This window comes from Salinisphaera sp. C84B14 (assembly GCF_040361435.1).
Taxonomy (GTDB): Bacteria; Pseudomonadota; Gammaproteobacteria; order Nevskiales; family Salinisphaeraceae; genus Salinisphaera.
The window spans coordinates 97,567-114,640 of record NZ_APNL01000001.1; the positions used below are offsets into that span (position 1 = coordinate 97,567).

General features: G+C 63.6%; 14 protein-coding genes. 5 read left to right on the forward strand and 9 right to left on the reverse strand.

Annotated elements, in window-relative coordinates; all coding sequences use genetic code 11:
- Positions 1-2: 2 nt before the first annotated feature.
- From C84B14_RS00445 to C84B14_RS00455, 3 genes are all read left to right on the forward strand, one after another.
- A complete protein-coding gene (locus C84B14_RS00445) occupies positions 3-545 on the forward strand; it encodes a (2Fe-2S)-binding protein (protein WP_348767260.1) in 543 nt (180 codons plus the stop codon).
- Positions 546-547: 2 nt separating this feature from the next.
- Positions 548-1,756 carry a c-type cytochrome gene (locus C84B14_RS00450; protein ID WP_353221398.1) on the forward strand — a complete coding sequence of 403 codons (1,209 nt, stop codon included), beginning with the start codon at positions 548-550 and terminating at the stop codon, positions 1,754-1,756.
- 219 nt (positions 1,757-1,975) lie between these two features.
- Positions 1,976-3,670 (forward strand): NAD-dependent malic enzyme, encoded by a 1,695-nt coding sequence (locus C84B14_RS00455; protein WP_353221399.1) that lies wholly within the window; start codon positions 1,976-1,978, stop codon positions 3,668-3,670.
- A gap of 382 nt (positions 3,671-4,052) precedes the next feature.
- Here the strand turns inward: C84B14_RS00455 and C84B14_RS00460 are convergent, their stop codons facing one another.
- Positions 4,053-5,045 carry a DnaJ C-terminal domain-containing protein gene (locus C84B14_RS00460; RefSeq protein ID WP_353221400.1) on the reverse strand — a complete coding sequence of 331 codons (993 nt, stop codon included), beginning with the start codon at positions 5,043-5,045 and terminating at the stop codon, positions 4,053-4,055.
- Positions 5,046-5,318: 273 nt separating this feature from the next.
- On the opposite strand from C84B14_RS00460, the gene C84B14_RS00465 reads away from it, so the two are divergent.
- On the forward strand, positions 5,319-5,636 hold the full coding sequence (locus C84B14_RS00465; protein ID WP_348767833.1) for a hypothetical protein: 318 nt from the start codon (positions 5,319-5,321) through the stop codon (positions 5,634-5,636).
- Positions 5,637-5,676: 40 nt separating this feature from the next.
- Here C84B14_RS00465 and C84B14_RS00470 read toward each other — a convergent pair whose 3' ends face one another.
- From C84B14_RS00470 to dinB, 3 genes are all read right to left on the reverse strand, one after another.
- Positions 5,677-6,348: a thiopurine S-methyltransferase gene (locus C84B14_RS00470; protein ID WP_353221401.1), complete on the reverse strand. Its 672-nt coding sequence runs from the start codon at positions 6,346-6,348 to the stop codon at positions 5,677-5,679.
- A gap of 29 nt (positions 6,349-6,377) precedes the next feature.
- Positions 6,378-7,103 (reverse strand): glutathione S-transferase, encoded by a 726-nt coding sequence (locus tag C84B14_RS00475; protein WP_353221402.1) that lies wholly within the window; start codon positions 7,101-7,103, stop codon positions 6,378-6,380.
- A gap of 433 nt (positions 7,104-7,536) precedes the next feature.
- Complete coding sequence (gene dinB / locus C84B14_RS00480; RefSeq protein ID WP_353221548.1) at positions 7,537-8,598, reverse strand: DNA polymerase IV; 1,062 nt, start codon at positions 8,596-8,598, stop codon at positions 7,537-7,539.
- Positions 8,599-8,727: 129 nt separating this feature from the next.
- On the opposite strand from dinB, the gene purU reads away from it, so the two are divergent.
- A complete protein-coding gene (gene purU, locus C84B14_RS00485; RefSeq protein WP_353221403.1) occupies positions 8,728-9,585 on the forward strand; it encodes a formyltetrahydrofolate deformylase in 858 nt (285 codons plus the stop codon).
- A gap of 30 nt (positions 9,586-9,615) precedes the next feature.
- On the opposite strand, the gene C84B14_RS00490 is transcribed toward purU, so the two are convergent.
- The 5 genes from C84B14_RS00490 to C84B14_RS00510 form a co-directional block, all read right to left on the reverse strand.
- Positions 9,616-11,946: an acyl-CoA dehydrogenase family protein gene (locus C84B14_RS00490; RefSeq protein ID WP_353221404.1), complete on the reverse strand. Its 2,331-nt coding sequence runs from the start codon at positions 11,944-11,946 to the stop codon at positions 9,616-9,618.
- Positions 11,947-12,123: 177 nt separating this feature from the next.
- On the reverse strand, positions 12,124-13,149 hold the full coding sequence (gene galE / locus C84B14_RS00495; protein WP_353221405.1) for a UDP-glucose 4-epimerase GalE: 1,026 nt from the start codon (positions 13,147-13,149) through the stop codon (positions 12,124-12,126).
- Between the two features lie 89 nt (positions 13,150-13,238).
- Positions 13,239-14,258 (reverse strand): histone deacetylase family protein, encoded by a 1,020-nt coding sequence (locus C84B14_RS00500; protein ID WP_348767632.1) that lies wholly within the window; start codon positions 14,256-14,258, stop codon positions 13,239-13,241.
- A gap of 169 nt (positions 14,259-14,427) precedes the next feature.
- Positions 14,428-15,876: an NAD-dependent succinate-semialdehyde dehydrogenase gene (locus tag C84B14_RS00505; RefSeq protein WP_353221406.1), complete on the reverse strand. Its 1,449-nt coding sequence runs from the start codon at positions 15,874-15,876 to the stop codon at positions 14,428-14,430.
- A 148-nt stretch (positions 15,877-16,024) separates the two neighbouring features.
- Entirely contained in the window at positions 16,025-17,053 is a 1,029-nt protein-coding gene (locus C84B14_RS00510; protein ID WP_353221407.1) for a D-2-hydroxyacid dehydrogenase, read from the reverse strand.
- Positions 17,054-17,074 lie beyond the last annotated feature (21 nt).

Genomic DNA, 17,074 nt, shown 5'->3' on the forward strand with positions numbered 1-17,074 from the left:
CCATCGTCAGCAAGCCGTTGCATGTCACCGTCAACGGTATCGAACAGCCCGTCGAGGACATCCCCGAGCAGTTGATGATGCTCGATTACCTCAACGAGTATCGCAATCTCACCGGCACCCGTTTTGGCTGCGGCATCGGCGTGTGTCGCGCCTGCACGGTGATCGTCGATCACGAGGATGGGCGCAGTGAAGAGATCCGCACCTGTATTACCGGTGCGCATTACTTCGAGGGTAAATCCATTCGCACCGTCGAAGGCCACGCCACGCGCGATGAAAACGGCGATGTAGCCAAACTCTCTGAGGTTCAGCAGCAGTTTCTGGATCACTTCTCGTTTCAGTGCAGCTACTGTGCGCCGGGGTTCGTGAATGCGGCCACGGTGCTCGTCGAGCGCCTGCAACGCGAGCCGGTACCGCGCTCGCAGCTGGAGGCGACGATCAGCGATGCATTGGAATCGCATCTGTGTCGTTGTACCGGCTATGTGCGTTATTTTCGCGCGGTACGCGCTGCGGTGCTCGCCACCCCCGGCACCACGGTGGAGGGCTGAACATGGCCGGCTATCGACAGACAGTAGCGGCGCTCGTGCTTGCCGTGAGTACCGGCACGGGCTGGGCCGCCAGTCAGGCGACAGCGAAACAGATCGAGCGCGGCCAGTATCTGGCCCGCGCGGCCGATTGTGCGGCCTGTCATACCGCCGAAGGCGGCACGCCCTACGCCGGCGGGCGCGCGATCGAAACGCCGTTCGGCAAGGTTTACGGCACCAACATCACGCCCGACGACGAATACGGCATCGGCAACTACAGCGCCGACGATTTCTATCACGTGCTCACCCAGGGCGAATTACCCGACGGCACGCAGCTGTATCCGGCCATGCCCTATACCTCGTATCACGATATCGCGCGCGAGGATTCGGATGCGATGTATGCCTATTTCATGAGCCTGGACGGCGTGCACGTACCGTCGCCGCAGACCGATCTGGCCTGGCCGTACTCGATGCGCTGGACGCTGAATTTCTGGAACTGGATGTACGCGCCGGATGATGACGCCGGCCAGCGGCGCGCGGCCGACAACCAGCGCGGTCGTTATCTGGTCGATACGCTCGGGCATTGCGGGCAATGCCATACCCCGCGCGGCCGGCTGGGTGCGCTCAAGCGCGATCGTCATCTGCAAGGGGCCGTCATTGCGGGCTGGCAGGCGCCCAGCCTAGAAGCCGAGGCGCTTGCCGCGCGCGGCTGGGACGATGCGTCATTGCGTGAGTTCATGCGCGAAGGCCGCAGTCGCCAAGGCAGCATGTACAGTGAGATGTATCCGGTCTTTCACCACAGCACGCGCTATCTCGACGAGGACGATCTGAAGGCGATGAGCCGCTATGTGCTGGGCGAGAATCCGCCGGCCGCGGCGCACGTTGCGCAGACGACCGCCGCCGACGACAGCCCGGGCCGCCAGCTCTATCTCAACAGCTGTGCCGGCTGTCATGGCGCCGATGGCGAAGGCGCGCCGCATGTGGCAAGCGCGATGACCACCAATACCGCGCTGCGTCTGGACAGCCCGCGCAATCTGGTCAAGATCATCCACGACGGGATCGACGCACGGGCGTTCACCGGCTACGAACGCGTTCAGGCGATGCCCGGTTTCGGCGACGCGCTCAGCGATCCCGAAATCGCAAAATTGGCGACCTATCTGCGCCGTCGCTGGGGTGGCCAGCAAAGCGTGGTCGAAGCAGACGATGTGGCTGAGTTGACTGGCGCGAGCGACTGATCAGTGCGTGGCCGGCTCGTGCGCAGCGGCGCAGTTGGCCACGCAGCCCGGCGCGACCGGGCGTATGAGACAGCGGGGTGCTGCGCTGCAGCGTTGCTGTGGCCGGCCGGCGCGCTAAACTTGCTCCGCCGAATGGCACGCGCAGCGGGTGCAGCCACGGCGCACGGGTACCCATGCCCGGCGGTGTAACGATAACCGACCGATATTCCAGGTGATTGAATGACCAAAGACGTCGAGAAACGTTCGCTCTATATTCCCTATGCCGGCCCGACGCTGCTGGAGATGCCGTTGCTCAACAAGGGCAATGCATTCGATGCCGACGAGCGTGTGGCCTTCAACCTGATCGGTCTGCTGCCCCAGAACGTGGAGACCATCGAAGAGCAGGTCGAGCGGGCCTATCGGCAGTATCAGACCTGTACCAACGATCTGGACAAGCACATCTACCTGCGCGGCATCCAGGACGATAACGAGACCATGTTCTTTCGCCTGCTCGAAGAACATCTCGAAGAGATGATGCCGATCATCTATACGCCCACCGTCGGGCGTGCCTGCGAGAAATTCTCGGAAATCTATCGCAACCACCGCGGCATTTTCGTGAGCTACCCGGATCGTCATCGCATCGACGACATTATCCGCAGCGCCACCAAGGACAACGTCAAGGTGATCGTGGTCACCGACGGCGAACGTATTCTGGGGCTGGGCGATCAGGGCATCGGCGGCATGGGCATTCCCATCGGCAAGCTTTCGCTTTATACCGCCTGTGGCGGTATCAGCCCGGCCTATACGCTGCCGGTGGTGCTGGACGTGGGCACCAACAACCAGGACCTGCTCGACGACCCCATGTACATGGGCTGGCGCCACGAACGTATTTCCGATGCCGAGTACGCCGAGTTCGTGGACCTGTTCGTACAGGCGATCAAACGCCGCTGGCCCGGCGTGCTGCTGCAGTTCGAGGATTTCGCCCAGGCCAACGCCATGCCGCTGCTCAAGCGCTATCGCGACCAGCTGTGCTGCTTCAACGACGATATTCAGGGCACGGCCGCGGTAGTGGTCGGCTCGCTGCTGGCGGCCTGCAAGGCCAAACAGGAATCGATTGCAGAGCAGACCATCGCGTTCGTGGGCGCGGGCTCGGCAGGCTGTGGCATTGCCGAACAGATCGTGGTGGCCATGACCGATGCCGGGCTCGAGGAAAGCGAAGCCCGTGCCCGAATCTACATGGTCGACCGCGACGGGCTGATCACGGATGCCATGAGCGGCCTCTACGACTTCCAGAGTCGCCTGGCCCAGCGCCAGTCCAAGGTCGATGACTGGAACGATTCCACCGAGACCGACCCGCTGCTTACCGTCATCGACAACGCTAAACCGACGGTGTTGGTGGGTGTGTCGGGCCAGCGCGGCCTGTTCTCGCAGCAGGTGATCGAGACCATGCACCGGCATTGCCCCAATCCGTTGGTGATGCCGCTATCCAACCCGACTTGGAAGGTCGAGGCTACGCCGCAGGAAATTCTCGACTGGACCCACGGGGAAGCGCTGGTGGCCACCGGCAGCCCCTTCGACCCGGTGGCCGTCGGCGACGAAAAGCGCCCGATCGCACAATGCAACAATGCCTATATCTTCCCCGGTATCGGCCTGGGCGTAATTGCGACCGGCGCGGCCCATGTGACCGATGGCATGCTCATGGCCGCTTCGCAGGCGCTGGCCGAGAATTCTCCGCTGGGCACGACCGGTGACGGCGCGCTCCTGCCGCCGTTGTCGCAAGTGCGCGAACTCAGCCAGTCCATCGCCTTTGCCGTGGCCAAGAAAGCCCAGGCCGACGGCGTGGCCCTGAAAACCAGCGATGAAACGATCGCCGAACGGGTCGAGCGCCATTTCTGGTATCCGCGCTATCGGCGTTATCGGCGGGCAGCGTTCTAGGCAAGCTCTGCACAACCTGTCGCGGTCGCGCCGGCGTGCTTTGCGCGCGCTTGACAGACAAGTGAGAGCGTAGCGTGCCCAAGCCAATAACAAGTGGCACGGCAGCGAACACGGACGCCGATCAAGCGCGCGCAAAGCCGGCGGCGCGCAAGGGGTTCGGCCTCACAGACGCCGCAGCTGCGTTGCCGGGCGTGACCTGCCAGCAAGGCAGGCGCTGCGCCTGGACGCCTTGCCGCACCCTCTGTGAGGACTCGAACGCGAACCGCGAGAGGTTACGCAGAGCGTCCTTGGCCTGTGTGCGGCACGCCTATCCAAGGCGCGGCGGCAGCGCTGTGGCGGCTCCGCCGGCCGGCTGGAACGCCGGCCGATGCAGACCGGCGGATCAGACCCCGAGCCGTTCGCGCGGGTTGAAGTCCAGTTCCTGGGCCATGCGTTCGTAGACCGCCCGAGCCTTTTCGCTGTTGGCGGGCGGCAGGGCGATCCGTAATACCGCATACAGATCGCCGGGCGTCTTGCCCGGCATGCCGCGTCCACGCAGGCGCAGGCGTTTGCCGTCGCGCGAGTCGGGCGGGATACGCAGATCCACCGCGCCTGCGGGCGTGGGCGTTTTCACGATGGCACCCAGCGCGGCCTCCCAGGGCGCCACCGGCAGTTCCAGGCTCAGGTCGGCACCGTCGAGCGTATAAATCGGGTGTGGCTTGAAGCCGATTTCCAGCAGCAGATCGCCGGGTATGGCCGCCGTATTGCCGGCTTTGGCCTGGCCGGCCAGACGCAGCTGCTGGCCTTCACGGACGCCCTTGGGAATGGTGACGTTGAGCGCACGCGAACGCTCCACCGTCTGACCGAGTTCGTTGACTTCGGGGGTGCGCAGCGTCACGCGCCGGCGTCCGCCGGTAAAAGCGTCTTCCAGATCGAGCTCGACGCGGGCGATATGGTCCTGGCCGCGCCGCTGGCTGCCGAAGCCGGGCCCGAAGCCATGGGTACGACGGGTCGTACCGCCTGCACGAGCGCCGGCAAAACCGCGCCCGAACAGCGATTCGAAGAAGTCGCTGAAGGTCGCGCCATCGGCACCCGGCGGCGGCTCGGCATGCGCGCCACCGCTGAAATCGAAGCCATGATCCCAGCCCGGCGGCGGCTGAAAGCCGGTTTGCGCGCGGGCGCGGTCCGGGTCGATACGATCATAGGCCGCGCGTTTTTCCGGATCCTTGAGCACTTCGTAGGCTTCATTGGCCTCCTTGAAGCGGTCGTCGGCGTCCACCTCGGTACTCACGTCCGGGTGGTATTTGCGCGCCATACGGCGATACGCCTTTTTGATATCGTCTTCCGAGGCGCTGCGCTCCAGACCCAGAATCTTGTAATAATCCTTGTATTCCAATATTCACCTCCGGTAAGCCCAGCTTGGGGGCTACCGTCATCAATGTATGGGCAGGGGCGACGGCTTCAATTGAAGCCGCGGGCGCCAGGCCCTTGTTTACGCCGATAGGCTCTTATCGGCGGGGGTCGATCAAAAATGACCGCCGCGACGTGCAAGCCGACCGCAGGGGCGTCGTGCGCCTGTCAAACCCCGCAAAAAAGCCGTATCGTTGCAGACAGTTTTCGCGCCTGCATGGCCCGCCCATGTTTTCTTAACGACTCACCCGAGTCTTCAATGATCGATTATCTCAACGGTGTCGCCGAAGCCCACGCCGTGGATCCGCTGCTGTTCGTGCTGATCTACCTGGTGAGTACGGTACCGTTTCTACTGGTCAGCGGCTGGCTGTTCCACCACATTCGCAAGCAGCGCCCGCTGGCCCTGCTCACGTTCGTGTGGGCGCTTTGCTATACCGCGCCCTATCTGTACGTTCTTGCCGTGGGTCGGGATCTGCCCCTCTGGGTGTATGGCATGGTGGCACTTCTCATCGTCGGCGGCCTGTGGCTGGCCGCACGCGGGTTGATGCGGCGCCTGCGCCGGGCCGAAAACGGCTGATCGAAAAAACGCGACGGCTGGCTGCAGGCGCAGGCTGTTTTCACGCGGATGCCGTCAGCCGGTAGACATACTCGTCGGCGCTTTTGACGCCGCGCTCTGCAAGCATGTTCTTACCACCGAGCCGCGCGCCGGTTTCGAGTATCTTGACCTCGCGGTAGGCGTCAAAAAGCGTGTTGACCTCTTCTTCGTCGACCGCAAAGGGTGGGCCGTTCATCTGGCTCTGGTCGTAGTCCAGCGTAATCAGCAGGCCGGGCGCGTCGTCGTTCAGCAACGTAAACAGGTGCTCGACGTAGCGTGATCGCATCGTCTCGGGCAGTGCGATAAGTGCTGCCCGATCATAGAAGGCATCGAAGGGGCCCAGCGTCTGGCCGCTTGCAGCGAAGAAGTCGCCGACCAGTATTTCGATCGTGCCGGCACCGCAATCGGCGCGATAGCGCTCGAAGTCGTCGAGTTCGTCGCTGTCCGCGCTCAGATGCTGTTCGACGAAGAAGTCTTGGGCCGCGATGGGGCTGAGTTCGATGCCGGTTACCCGATGGCCGCGTTCGGCGAGCGTACGCAGGTCCGGCGTCTTGCCGCATAGGGGCACCAGCACGCGGGCGTCGGTGCCCAGATCCAGCGTGGGCCACCACTTGTTGAGCATCGGGTGCCCGTCGGGCTGATGAAACGCGGTCTGTTGTTGCGACCAGCGCTTGTGCCAGAAATCCGGCTCCATGGGTGCTCCCTTGAGTCAGCAGGCCCGCCTCAATGCGTCGCATCGAGTTCGGGGTAATGGCGAAAGATACCGTTGTCATTGAACGCCATTCGACGCGCCGAGTCGAGGTAAGCCGCAATGCCCGGTCGTGCGGCCACGTTTTCCGTCAGCTCAATCACCCCGGGGATGGCCTGTGCGTGTTGCCGCATCGCCTTTGGAAACGCGTAGCGTAGGCCGGCCACGACATGAAACAGGCACAGGTCTGCGGTGCTGCAGGCATTGCCGACGAGCCAGGCGTCGCCGTTCGGATTGTGGGCAAGGACCTGCTCGAAATAGGCCAGAAACTTCGGCAGCCGCTGTTCCAGAAAGACCGCGCTGCGCCGGACCGCCTCCGCTTTTTGCTCTTCGTAGTAAAGACCCGGGCCAAGCGGGTGGTGGGTGTCGTGAATTTCGGCCACGAAATCGGTAAGCGTGAGTTGCAGGCCGTGGCACCACAGGCGACCGGCTTCATCCGCCGGTGCGAGGCCAAACCGCGGGCCTAGAAACTGCAGGATATTGGCCACGTGCGAGACTTCGATATCGCCGGCGCGCAGATAGGGCGGAGCAAAGGGCGGGCGAGGGTTATGCTCGAAAGCCAGCCCCTGGTCGACTCGCTCGGGCCCGGTCTCGGCGTCGTAGGCGATATCGATATAGTCCGCGCCCGCGTCCTCAAGGGCCAGACGCACGAATTCGCCGCGTCCGGGGATACCCGGCCAATAGTAGAGCTCGTAGCGCATGCCGCACACCGTTTTGTAAAACTTTGCGCTTGCATCGCAGCAGAGCCCGATGCGGCGGTCAAACGGTGCGGTGTTGTCCGCTACGCGAATACGCGCTGAAGTTCATGCCGCACGCTCAGGGCAATCCGCAGGCGGGCTCTGGTATGTGCGGCTTTCGGTAATTGACCGTGTGATGGCTTCGTTCTTCAAGACAAACCGCAGATTACACAGATGAAAAAGCGCGGCGCGCGCGCCAGGCGACAGCGAACGACGCGGTTCACCTGTTTTCGATCTGCGTGATCTGCGGGCCGTTTCTTGCTGCTAGTGCAAACCAAGCCAGCGCGCCTTTGCGATCGATCGCCCACCGCGGCCGAATCAACGTACCAACGCAATCGGCGTATTTGCGGATAAACCGAGTCGCAGCCAGGAGGGGGTCGCTCTGCGTGCCGACGCGCTAAAGCAGGCTCGGCTGCACGGCCTCTTCGCTGCCGTCTACGAAACCGGACAGGCCAACGCCGACCAGGCGATAACGCGTGCCTGGATCGGCCTCGACCCGATCGCGTAGCGCACAGGCGATTTCGGCCACTTCCGCCGCCGAGGTCGGCCGGCTGGGCGGGGTGAAGCTACGGGTGAGAATCTGAAAATCGGTGGTCTTGAGCTTGAGAACCACGGTACGGGCTACGCGTGGCAACTTGCGCTGGTGATTGGACCAGGTCTTTTCGGCCAGGCGATGAATATGTTCGGCCAGTTCGTCCAGGCGCAGATCCTGGCGCAAGGTGTCTTCGCTGGACACCTGTGAGGCATCGCGTCTGGGCTGCACCGGGCGGTCGTCGATGCCGCGGGCCAGCTCGTACAGTCGTCGTCCCCACCGGCCGTAGCGCTCGACCAGTTCGGCCTGTTCGAAGGCGCGCAGGTCGCCGACCGTATGCACGTTCAGCGCGGCGAGCTTTTCCTTCATCTTGGGGCCGACACCGGGCACCTTGCCGATCGCCAGCGGCAGCAGAAACGCGTCGACGCGTCGCGGCGTGACCACGAACTGGCCGTTTGGCTTGCGCCAGTCCGAGGCGATCTTGGCCAGGAATTTGTTGGGGGCGATGCCGGCCGAGGCGGTCAGCCCGGTGGCTTCGAGTATCTCGGCACGAATCACCCGTGCGGCTTCGGTGGCCGAGGGCATGTTCGTATGGGTGACGGTGACGTCGAGATAGGCCTCGTCCAGCGACAGGGGTTCCACGAGGTCGGTATGACGCAGGAATATTTCGCGGATCTGGCGCGAGATGGCCCGGTAGCGATCGAAATGCGGGTCCACGAAGATCGCCTGCGGGCACAGCCGTTCGGCCCGCACCGCCGGCATGGCCGAACGCACGCCGAACACGCGCGCTTCGTAGCTGGCCGCGGTCACCACCGAGCGCAGCCCGCGCTTGGCCACCACCACCGGCTTGCCCCTGAGGCTGGGGTCGTCGTGCTGTTCGACCGACGCATAGAAGGCGTCCATGTCCACATGCACGATCTTGCGCAGCGGCGCCTGCGCGACGTTGTCGCGCTGCGCGCTCATTGGGGGCGGCCAAGTAGCGCATGGCGCGCTACCATAACGGGCTTTATCGCCGGCCGTACGTCGGCCTGTTCGCTCATCTGAACGGCATCAATCATGGATCGTCCCCGCCATTTTACCCTGCGTTTCTCCTGCCCGGATCGGGTCGGCATCGTCGCCCGTGTCGCGAGTTTCTTTGCCGATCACGGCGGCTGGATTCTGCGGTCGAGCCAGCATTCGGATGAAGACAGCCAGCGCTTTTTCATGCGCGTGGAAGTGCGCGCCGACTCGCTCGACCTCGACGAGGCGGCACTGTGCGATGCGTTCGACGCGATCGGGCGCGAATTCGACATGGACTGGCAGATCAGCGACAGCGCGGTAAAAAAACGGGTCGTGATCCTGGTGTCCAAACAAATGCACTGTCTTTATGACCTGCTCGAACGCTGGCAGTCGCGTGAGCTGGATATCGAGATTCCCTGCGTGATTTCAAACCACGACGACGCCCGCGGGCTGGTGGAGTGGCACGGCCTGCGCTATCACCACGTGCCGATCGACAAGAACAACAAGCCCGAGGCCTGGGCCGAAATCGAGCGGCTGTTCGTCGAAGCCGGCGGCGAAACCATGGTACTCGCCCGCTTCATGCAGATTCTGCCGGCCGATCTGTGCGATCGCTTTCCGGGGCGCATCCTCAATATCCACCACAGCTTTCTGCCCAGCTTCGTGGGCGCACAGCCTTATCTGCAGGCCTATCAGCGCGGCGTGAAGCAGGTCGGGGCCACCTGTCATTACGTCACCCCGGAACTCGATCAGGGGCCGATCATCGATCAGGACGTCACCCGCGTGGACCACGGCGATACGGTTCGCGACCTGGTGCGCTACGGCAAGGACATCGAAAAGGCCGTGCTCGCCCGCGGGCTGCGCTATCACCTGGAAGATCGCGTGCTCGTCAGCGGCCGGCGCACGGTCGTTCTGTAACCGTACGCCGGCTGCCGAGGCGCCTTGTCGCTACGCGCGGGGCGCCTGCTTGAGCGGCTCGCGGCCGACATAGTCGGCAAAGGCGATCGGCGCCGAGAGCAGTTCGTCGGGAATGCCGAAGGCTTCAATGTACGCCAACGCATCTGGGCGGATCTCACCGAGCATGGCCCCGCGCAGGTTACGCAGCGCCTTGTACTTGCCCGAGGAGATATAGCCGTAGGTCAGATACCACTCGGCGTGCTGCAAGAGCGTGTCGATGGCCGAAAGCTGGCGCATGCGCTCCAGGGCGTCTTTCTCGGGGCCGTCGGCGAGCGGTTCGACCGCGTCGGCGAACACCTGGGCGATATGGTGATGCATATCGGCATGGGCGAAGGCCATCATGTGGTCCTGGATATCGCTGAACGCCATGAACGGCTCCATGTCGTCCTGCTTGATGCGCTTGAACAGCCGGCGCGAAGCGGCGACCAGCAGGTTGTGCTTGCGCAGTTTGAGCAGTTCAAGATGGAAATCGGCGCTGCGCAGGTGATCTTCGTCGGTCTTGCGGGCCGTCAACGGGTTGATATCGATCAGCTCGGTCCGGGCCATGCTGGTGAGCTCGCGTACCAGGGTTAGCGCCAGATTCTGTTCGAAGCCCTTGGCGAAGCTGGCCAGGCGGTTCTTCGATACCAGGTTGAGCAGTACCGTGTTGTCGCCTTCGAACGTTGCGAATACGTCGATATCGCGGCGAATGGTCGCGATCTGGTTTTCGGCCAGAAAGCCCAGCCCGCCACAGCATTCGCGTGCGGTCTGGGTGGCATCGATGGCATGCCAGGAGGCCATCGACTTGATGCCGGCGGCCAGGGTTTCCACCTCGCGTGCGGTCTTTTCGGTGCGATCGCGAAAACGCTCGATCAGGTCGAAGGCGGCGAAATGCATGGCATAGGTATGGGCGATCGCCGGGAACAGGCGCATCTGGTGCGCCTTGTAGTCGATGATGCGCAGCTCACTGCCATCGTCGCCGCCGAACTGGCGTCGCACCGTGGCATAGCGGGTCGCGATCGCAAGGGACTTCTTGGCGGCCGTGACCGAGGCCGCGCCCACGCTGATACGCCCGCCCACCAGCGTGCCGAGCATGGTGAAAAAGCGTTTGTTGCTGCCGGAGATCGGGCTGTCGTAGTCGCCGTTCTCGGCCACGCTGGCATAGCGATCGAGCAGGTTCTCGCGCGGGATGCGCACATTGTCGAAGTACAGCCGGCCGTTGTCGACGCCGTCCAGGCCCATCTTGGAGCCACAGTCCTCGATACGCACGCCCGGTGCGGGCTCGCCGTCATCAGTGCGAATGGGCACGATGAAGGCGTGCACGCCGTAGTTCTCGCCGCCGGTGGCCAGCTGGGCGAACAGCGTCACCGCATGGCCGTCGCGGGCGGCGTTGCCGATCCATTCCTTGCGGGCCGACATGGTCGGCGTATTGATGACGAACTCGTCGGTGTCGGGGTCAAAGGTCGCGGTGGTCTCGACTTCCTGTACGTTCGAACCATGGCCGGATTCGGTCATGGCAAAGCCGCCAAGCAGTTTGCCGGAGGCGATATCCGGCAAGTACTTCTTATGGTGCTCGTCGTTGCCCAGAAAGATGATGCTGCCGCCGAACAGCCCGAACTGCACGCCGAATTTCACCACCAGGCTCAGGTCGAACATGGCCAGGGCCTGGAATACGTGAATGAAGCCGGCCATATCGCCTTGGCCGCCCACGCTTTCGGGCATGGCGCCGATGGCGATGTCCTGTTTTTCGGTGGCCAGATACTTCAGCCAGCGCAATACCGTCGCGCGCTGGCTTTCTTCGGACTCACCGGTGCTGTAAGTGAAGATGTCGTCGGCCAGGGCGTCGCGCACCTCCTGCCATTTCGTCGCGTAGTCGCCTTCCAGAATGCCGCGCAGCTTGTCCGCGTCGAAGCTCGGCTCCGGCTCGTTGCGGCTCTGGTCGACCGGTTCGCCGCTGTCCTGAAAGATCTCGGCGGATACGCCCATGCCGCTCACGCCGTATTCGCGCGCATAGTCGGCCACGGCTTCGTTGAACTCACCGTTGGCGCTGCCGCCCATCGCATCGCTCATCGCGGTGAGAGAGGGCTGGCGACGGCCGACCTGTTCACGAATGCGCCTGCGCAGGCGCGATAGCTCGGTCGCTTTGGGCGGGTTATCCGCGTCGAGCCACGCGTCGAGCGTTTCGCGCGCCTGGGCATCGAAGTCCGGCAGTTGGCCGGCCATTGATTCGATATGCGCAGCTTCTTCCTGCGCTAGCGTACCGTCCGACCAGGCGATATAAATCACCGGGAGCAGCGGTTGGAGTTCGGTATCCTCAACTAGGGCATCGGTGCGCTGTGACATGAAACGTCTTCAGATAGGGCGGGTACTCCTTTGTACCAAAAACGGCGCGAATCCGATGCAACGCAGGCGCGATGGTGCCGTGCCGTGAACAGCACGCAGGCGCTCACGGACATACGGTACGGCCAGGCGCGGTAGGGCTGGCGCGGCCCCCCACGCCGGCCAAGCAAGGCGGCAGGTTCAGTTCGAGCCCTTGCCGTAACCCTGCGGATTGTTCGACTGCCAGCGCCAGGCATCGGCCATGATGTCGTCGATGCTGCGCCGGCAGTGCCAGTCCAGCTCGGTTTCGGCCTTGTGCGGGTTGGCCCAGCACTGGGCGATATCGCCCGGGCGGCGGGCCACGATGCGATAGGGCACCTCGCGCCCGCTCACGCGTTCGAAGGCCCGTACGGCTTCGAGCACCGAGTGGCCCTTGCCGGCACCCAGGTTCCAGGTATGCAGGCCGGGCCCGTTGGCGATAGCGCGGGCGGCCTTGAGATGGCCCTCGGCCAGATCCATGACATGAATATAGTCTCGTACGCCGGTGCCGTCCGGGGTGGGGTAGTCGTCGCCATAGATCGACAGCTCGGGCAGGCGCCCGATCGCCACCTGGGAAACGAAGGGCAGCAGGTTGTTGGGGATGCCGTTCGGGTCCTCGCCAATCTCGCCGCTTTCATGCGCGCCCGCCGGGTTGAAATAGCGCAGAATGGCGATCGACCAGTCCGGATTCGCGGCATGCAGATCCTGCAGGATCCATTCGATCATCAGCTTGGAACTGCCGTAGGGGTTGGTCGGTCGCCCGGTGGGCGCGGCCTCGGTTAGGGGCATGACGTCGGATTCGGCATAGACCGTCGCCGAGGAGCTGAACACGAGCGTGCGCACGTCGGCGCCGCGCATGGCTTCGCACAGCGAAAGCGTGCCGCCCACGTTGTTTTCGTAATAGGCCAGCGGCTTCTGCGTGCTTTCGCCCACGGCCTTGAGGCCGGCGAAATGAATCACCGCATCGACCCCATGCTCGGTCAAGGCCTGTTGCAGACGCGCGGTATCGCGAATATCGGCTTCGATGAACGTCAGGGAACGCCCGCTGAGTCGTTCCACGCGCCGTAACGACTCGCGCGAGGCGTTGGAGAGATTGTCGTAGACGACGACGTCATAGCCGGCCTGCAGCAGCACGAGTGCGGTATGGGAGCCGATATAGCCGGCGCCGCCGGTCAGAAGCATCGTCATGGCCTGAATCCTGTCTTAGCCGTGGGCGTTGTACAAAACGCGGCCCGGCGGGGTGGCGCCGGCATGAACCGCCGGCGCCTTCGCCGTCTTTATCGGCCGAGCAACCCGGAAAAGAACTGATGCGCGTTTTCCTGCAGATGGTCGACGTCGTAGCCGCCTTCCTGGATGACACACACGGGCATATCCAGTTCGGCCATGGCACGACCGATACGGGCGAAACCCTCGCTGGTGACGGCGACCTTGGCCTGCGGGTCGTTTTCGTAGATATCGAAGCCCAGCGGCAGCACCAGCACGTCGGCGCCGAAGAGTTTGATGGCGGCCACGGCTTCATCGAGCTTTTCGAAGAAGGTTTCTTCCGGCGAGCCGTGCGGCATCGGCAGGTTGATGTTGTAGCCGTAGCCCGCGCCCGCGCCGCGCTCGTCGGCATGGCCGGTGACCACCGGATAGAAGTTGGTCGGGTCGCCGTGGATGGAGATATAAAGCACGTCGTCGCGCTCCCAGAAAATCTCCTGTATGCCCTGGCCGTGGTGCATGTCCGGGTCGAGAACGGCCACGCGATCGAATTTGTCGCGCAGGGCCTCGGCGGCGATGGCGGCGTTGTTGAGATAGCAAAAGCCGCCGGCGCCGTCACGGCGCGCGTGATGACCCGGCGGCCGGCACAGGCCGTAGGCAAAGCGCTCGCCGGCGAGGATGTCGTCGGCGGCGGTCAGTGCGGTCTGGGCCGAGGCATAGGCGGCTTTCCAGGTGCCTTCGCCGATCGGGCAGCTGCCGTCGGCCTGGTAGCGCGCTGACTCGGCAAGAATGCCCTTGAGCGGATTGGGCGAGCGCACGAAGATGTTCGACATCACCTCGTTGCCCCAATCGTCGGGGATCTCCATCCAGCGCCGGTGCGCGGATTCGAGAAAGCGCAGATAGCCCAGGTCGTGCACCTGCGAGATCACTTTCATGCCGTGGTCGACAGGCTTGTCGACCGCGATATCCAGGCCTTCGAGAGCGGCGACCAGCGGTGGCGTGCGCGCGGGGACTTCCTGCGGTTCGCGCATCTGCCCGCGGGTCAGATAGCTCTTGGGTACATGCTCGTTCTGGGTCGGGTCGAAATAGGCTTTCACGGCACTGCCTTCCGTTGGGTCGAAAAATGAACGCGCGACGATGTTCGTCGCATGACTTCGGCTTGCAACATACGCCGGGCGAGCCTTCGCCTGCAATGCATAAGACGAGCGGCGCGCACAAAAAAGCCGGCGGGTCGGCCCGCCGGCTTGCAAGCGATCAGGCGTTTGACTACTTGCCGCGCGGCACGGTCTGGACTTCGACGAATTCCATGATGCCTTCGTCGCCGCCTTCACGGCCGATGCCCGACTGCTTCATGCCGCCGAACGGCGCATGCGGGGCCGGACCGGTGCCGGTGTTCCAGCCGCAGTGGCCGAAGTGCAGGCCGCGAATGGTTTTTTCGGCACGCTTTTCGTCCGAGGTGAACACATAGGACGCCAGGCCGAATTCGGTGGTGTTGCCCAGTTCGATCACTTCGTCTTCGTCGTCGAACTCGATCATCGGCACCAGCGGGCCGAAGGTTTCTTCCTTGCAGCAGGCCATGTCGTGGGTCACGCCGGTGACCACGGTCGGCGTATAGAACAGGTTCTTGTCGGCGTCGAGTTCGTCCGGGTGCTTGCCGGCGACCAGCTTGGCGCCTTTCGACAGCGCATCGGCCACGTGATTCTGGACCTTCTCGAAGCCGGCCTTGTTGATCAACGGGCCGACGTCGATATCTTCATCCATGCCGTCGCCGACCTTGAGCGCCTTGACCTTCTCGACCAGCTTGTCGGTGAATTCCTTGTACACGCCGGACTGCACGTAGATGCGGTTGGCGCATACGCAGGTCTGGCCGCCGCCGCGGAACTTGTTGCCTACCAGCTGGGTGGTGGCATGCTCGATATCGGCATCGTCAAAGACGATGAACGGCGCATTGCCGCCCAGCTCCAAGCCCAGTTTCTTGACGTGATCCTTGCTCTGCTCGATGAGCAGCTTACCGACTTCCGTGGAGCCGGTGAACGAGATCATGGTCACGTCGGGCGAGGACATCAGCTCGCCGCCGATCTGGCTGGACGAACCCATCACCAGGTTCACGAAGCCCTTGGGCAGGTCCAGGCGTTCGTGGAAGAGCTGGAACATGGCGATCATGGTCAGCGGCGTTTCGCTGGCGGGCTTGATCACGCTCGGGCAGTCGGCCGCGATCGCCGGGGCGATCTTCTTGGCGATCATGCCGATCGGGAAGTTCCAGGGCGTGATCAGGCCGACCACGCCGACCGGGCGGTGGTGGACCGTCCAGGTGCAGTCCTTGGCCTTTTCCTTGAGCTGGTCGGGCTTGAGGATATCGATGTTCTTGGCGCAGTAGTCGAAAAAGCCGGCGGCGTATTCGACTTCACCCTGGGCTTCCTTCCACGGCTTGCCGTGTTCCAGACACAGGATGCGCCCGATCTCTTCCTTTTCGTCGAGCAGGGCATCGCGGATGTCTTCGAGCCATTCGCGGCGGGTTTCCAGATCGTTGGGCTTCAAGGCGCTCTTGGCGGCTTCGATGGCGCGCCGGGTTTCGGCCTGGCCCATCTTGGGCATCTCGGCCAATACCTTGCCGTTGGCAGGATTGAGGACTTCGACGCTTTCGCCGGAGTCGGCCTCGACCCACTGGCCGTCGATATAACCGGAAATATGTTTCAGCAGATACGATTCGATCATGGGTGTCCTCGGTCCTGTCTTGACGACTTGAAGCTATGAATCGGGTCACGAACCGGCGCTGCGGTTCGATGGGAATGTCTGTTTCGACGCGCTATCAGTGATCGGGGCGTCGGTGCCGCTTTTAAAGCCTGTGCCACGGGTCCTTTATTCACGCGGCGCCTGGCGCATAGCCGTGATGCTTGCTGACCTGGTTGAAAAGCGCATCGCCGCGCTGCCAGCGGGCGAGATTGTCCAGGAACTGGTCGACAAGCGCATCGCGCCAGCCCACGAAATCGCCGGCCATATGGGCGGACATGAGCACATTGTCCAACCCCCAGAGCGGGTGGTCGGCCGGCAGTGGCTCCTGTTCGAATACGTCGAGTGCGGCGCCGGCGATCTGTCGGTTGACCAGGGCATCCACCAGGTCGTCGGTGACCACGATCGGCCCGCGGCCGATGTTGATGAAGCGCGCATGCGCGGCCATCGCCGCGAAACGGCGGGCGTCGAACCAGTGTTCCGTGGCCTCGGTGAGCGGCGCGGCCACCACCACGTAGTCGGCATGCGGCAGGTGCCTATCGATATCGTCGGCCGCATGCACGGCCGAAAATACCTCGTCGGCCTCGCGGGCACGCCGGGCGATGCCGGTGACGTCCATGCCTACGGCCTTGCACAGACGCCCGATTTCGCGGCCGATGGAGCCGGCGCCGGCCACGAGCACACGTTTGCCGTGAATGCTCTCGGTATCGCGATGCACCCAGCGGCGCTGCTGCTGATAGGCAATGTTGGCGCGGGTGTCCTTGGCGAACATGAGAATCGCACCGAGCACGTATTCGGCGATATTGCGATCGAATATGCCCTGCGCGTTGGTGACCGGAATATCGGAATCGACCAGGGCGTCGAACATGAGCTGATCGACGCCGGCGCTTGCCGCATGCACCCAGCGCAGGCTGTCGGCCGCGGGCCAAGCGGCCTCCAGGGCCTCGGTGCGAAAATCGGTGACCAGCAGGATCTCGCTGCCGGGCAGGGCATCGCGCAGGCTGGCTTCGTCGTGGGCGATACGAATATCGCCATGCTCGTGCAGCCGGCCGACCGATGGCGGGCCGTCGGGCGTATCGGTCAGAACGGTAATCCGAGGTCGCGGCTCGTCGGGGTCGACGGCGTGCTCGGCTGACATTTTGACGGCGTTGTCGTGGCTCATGCAGGAGTGCGCGCCTGCGGG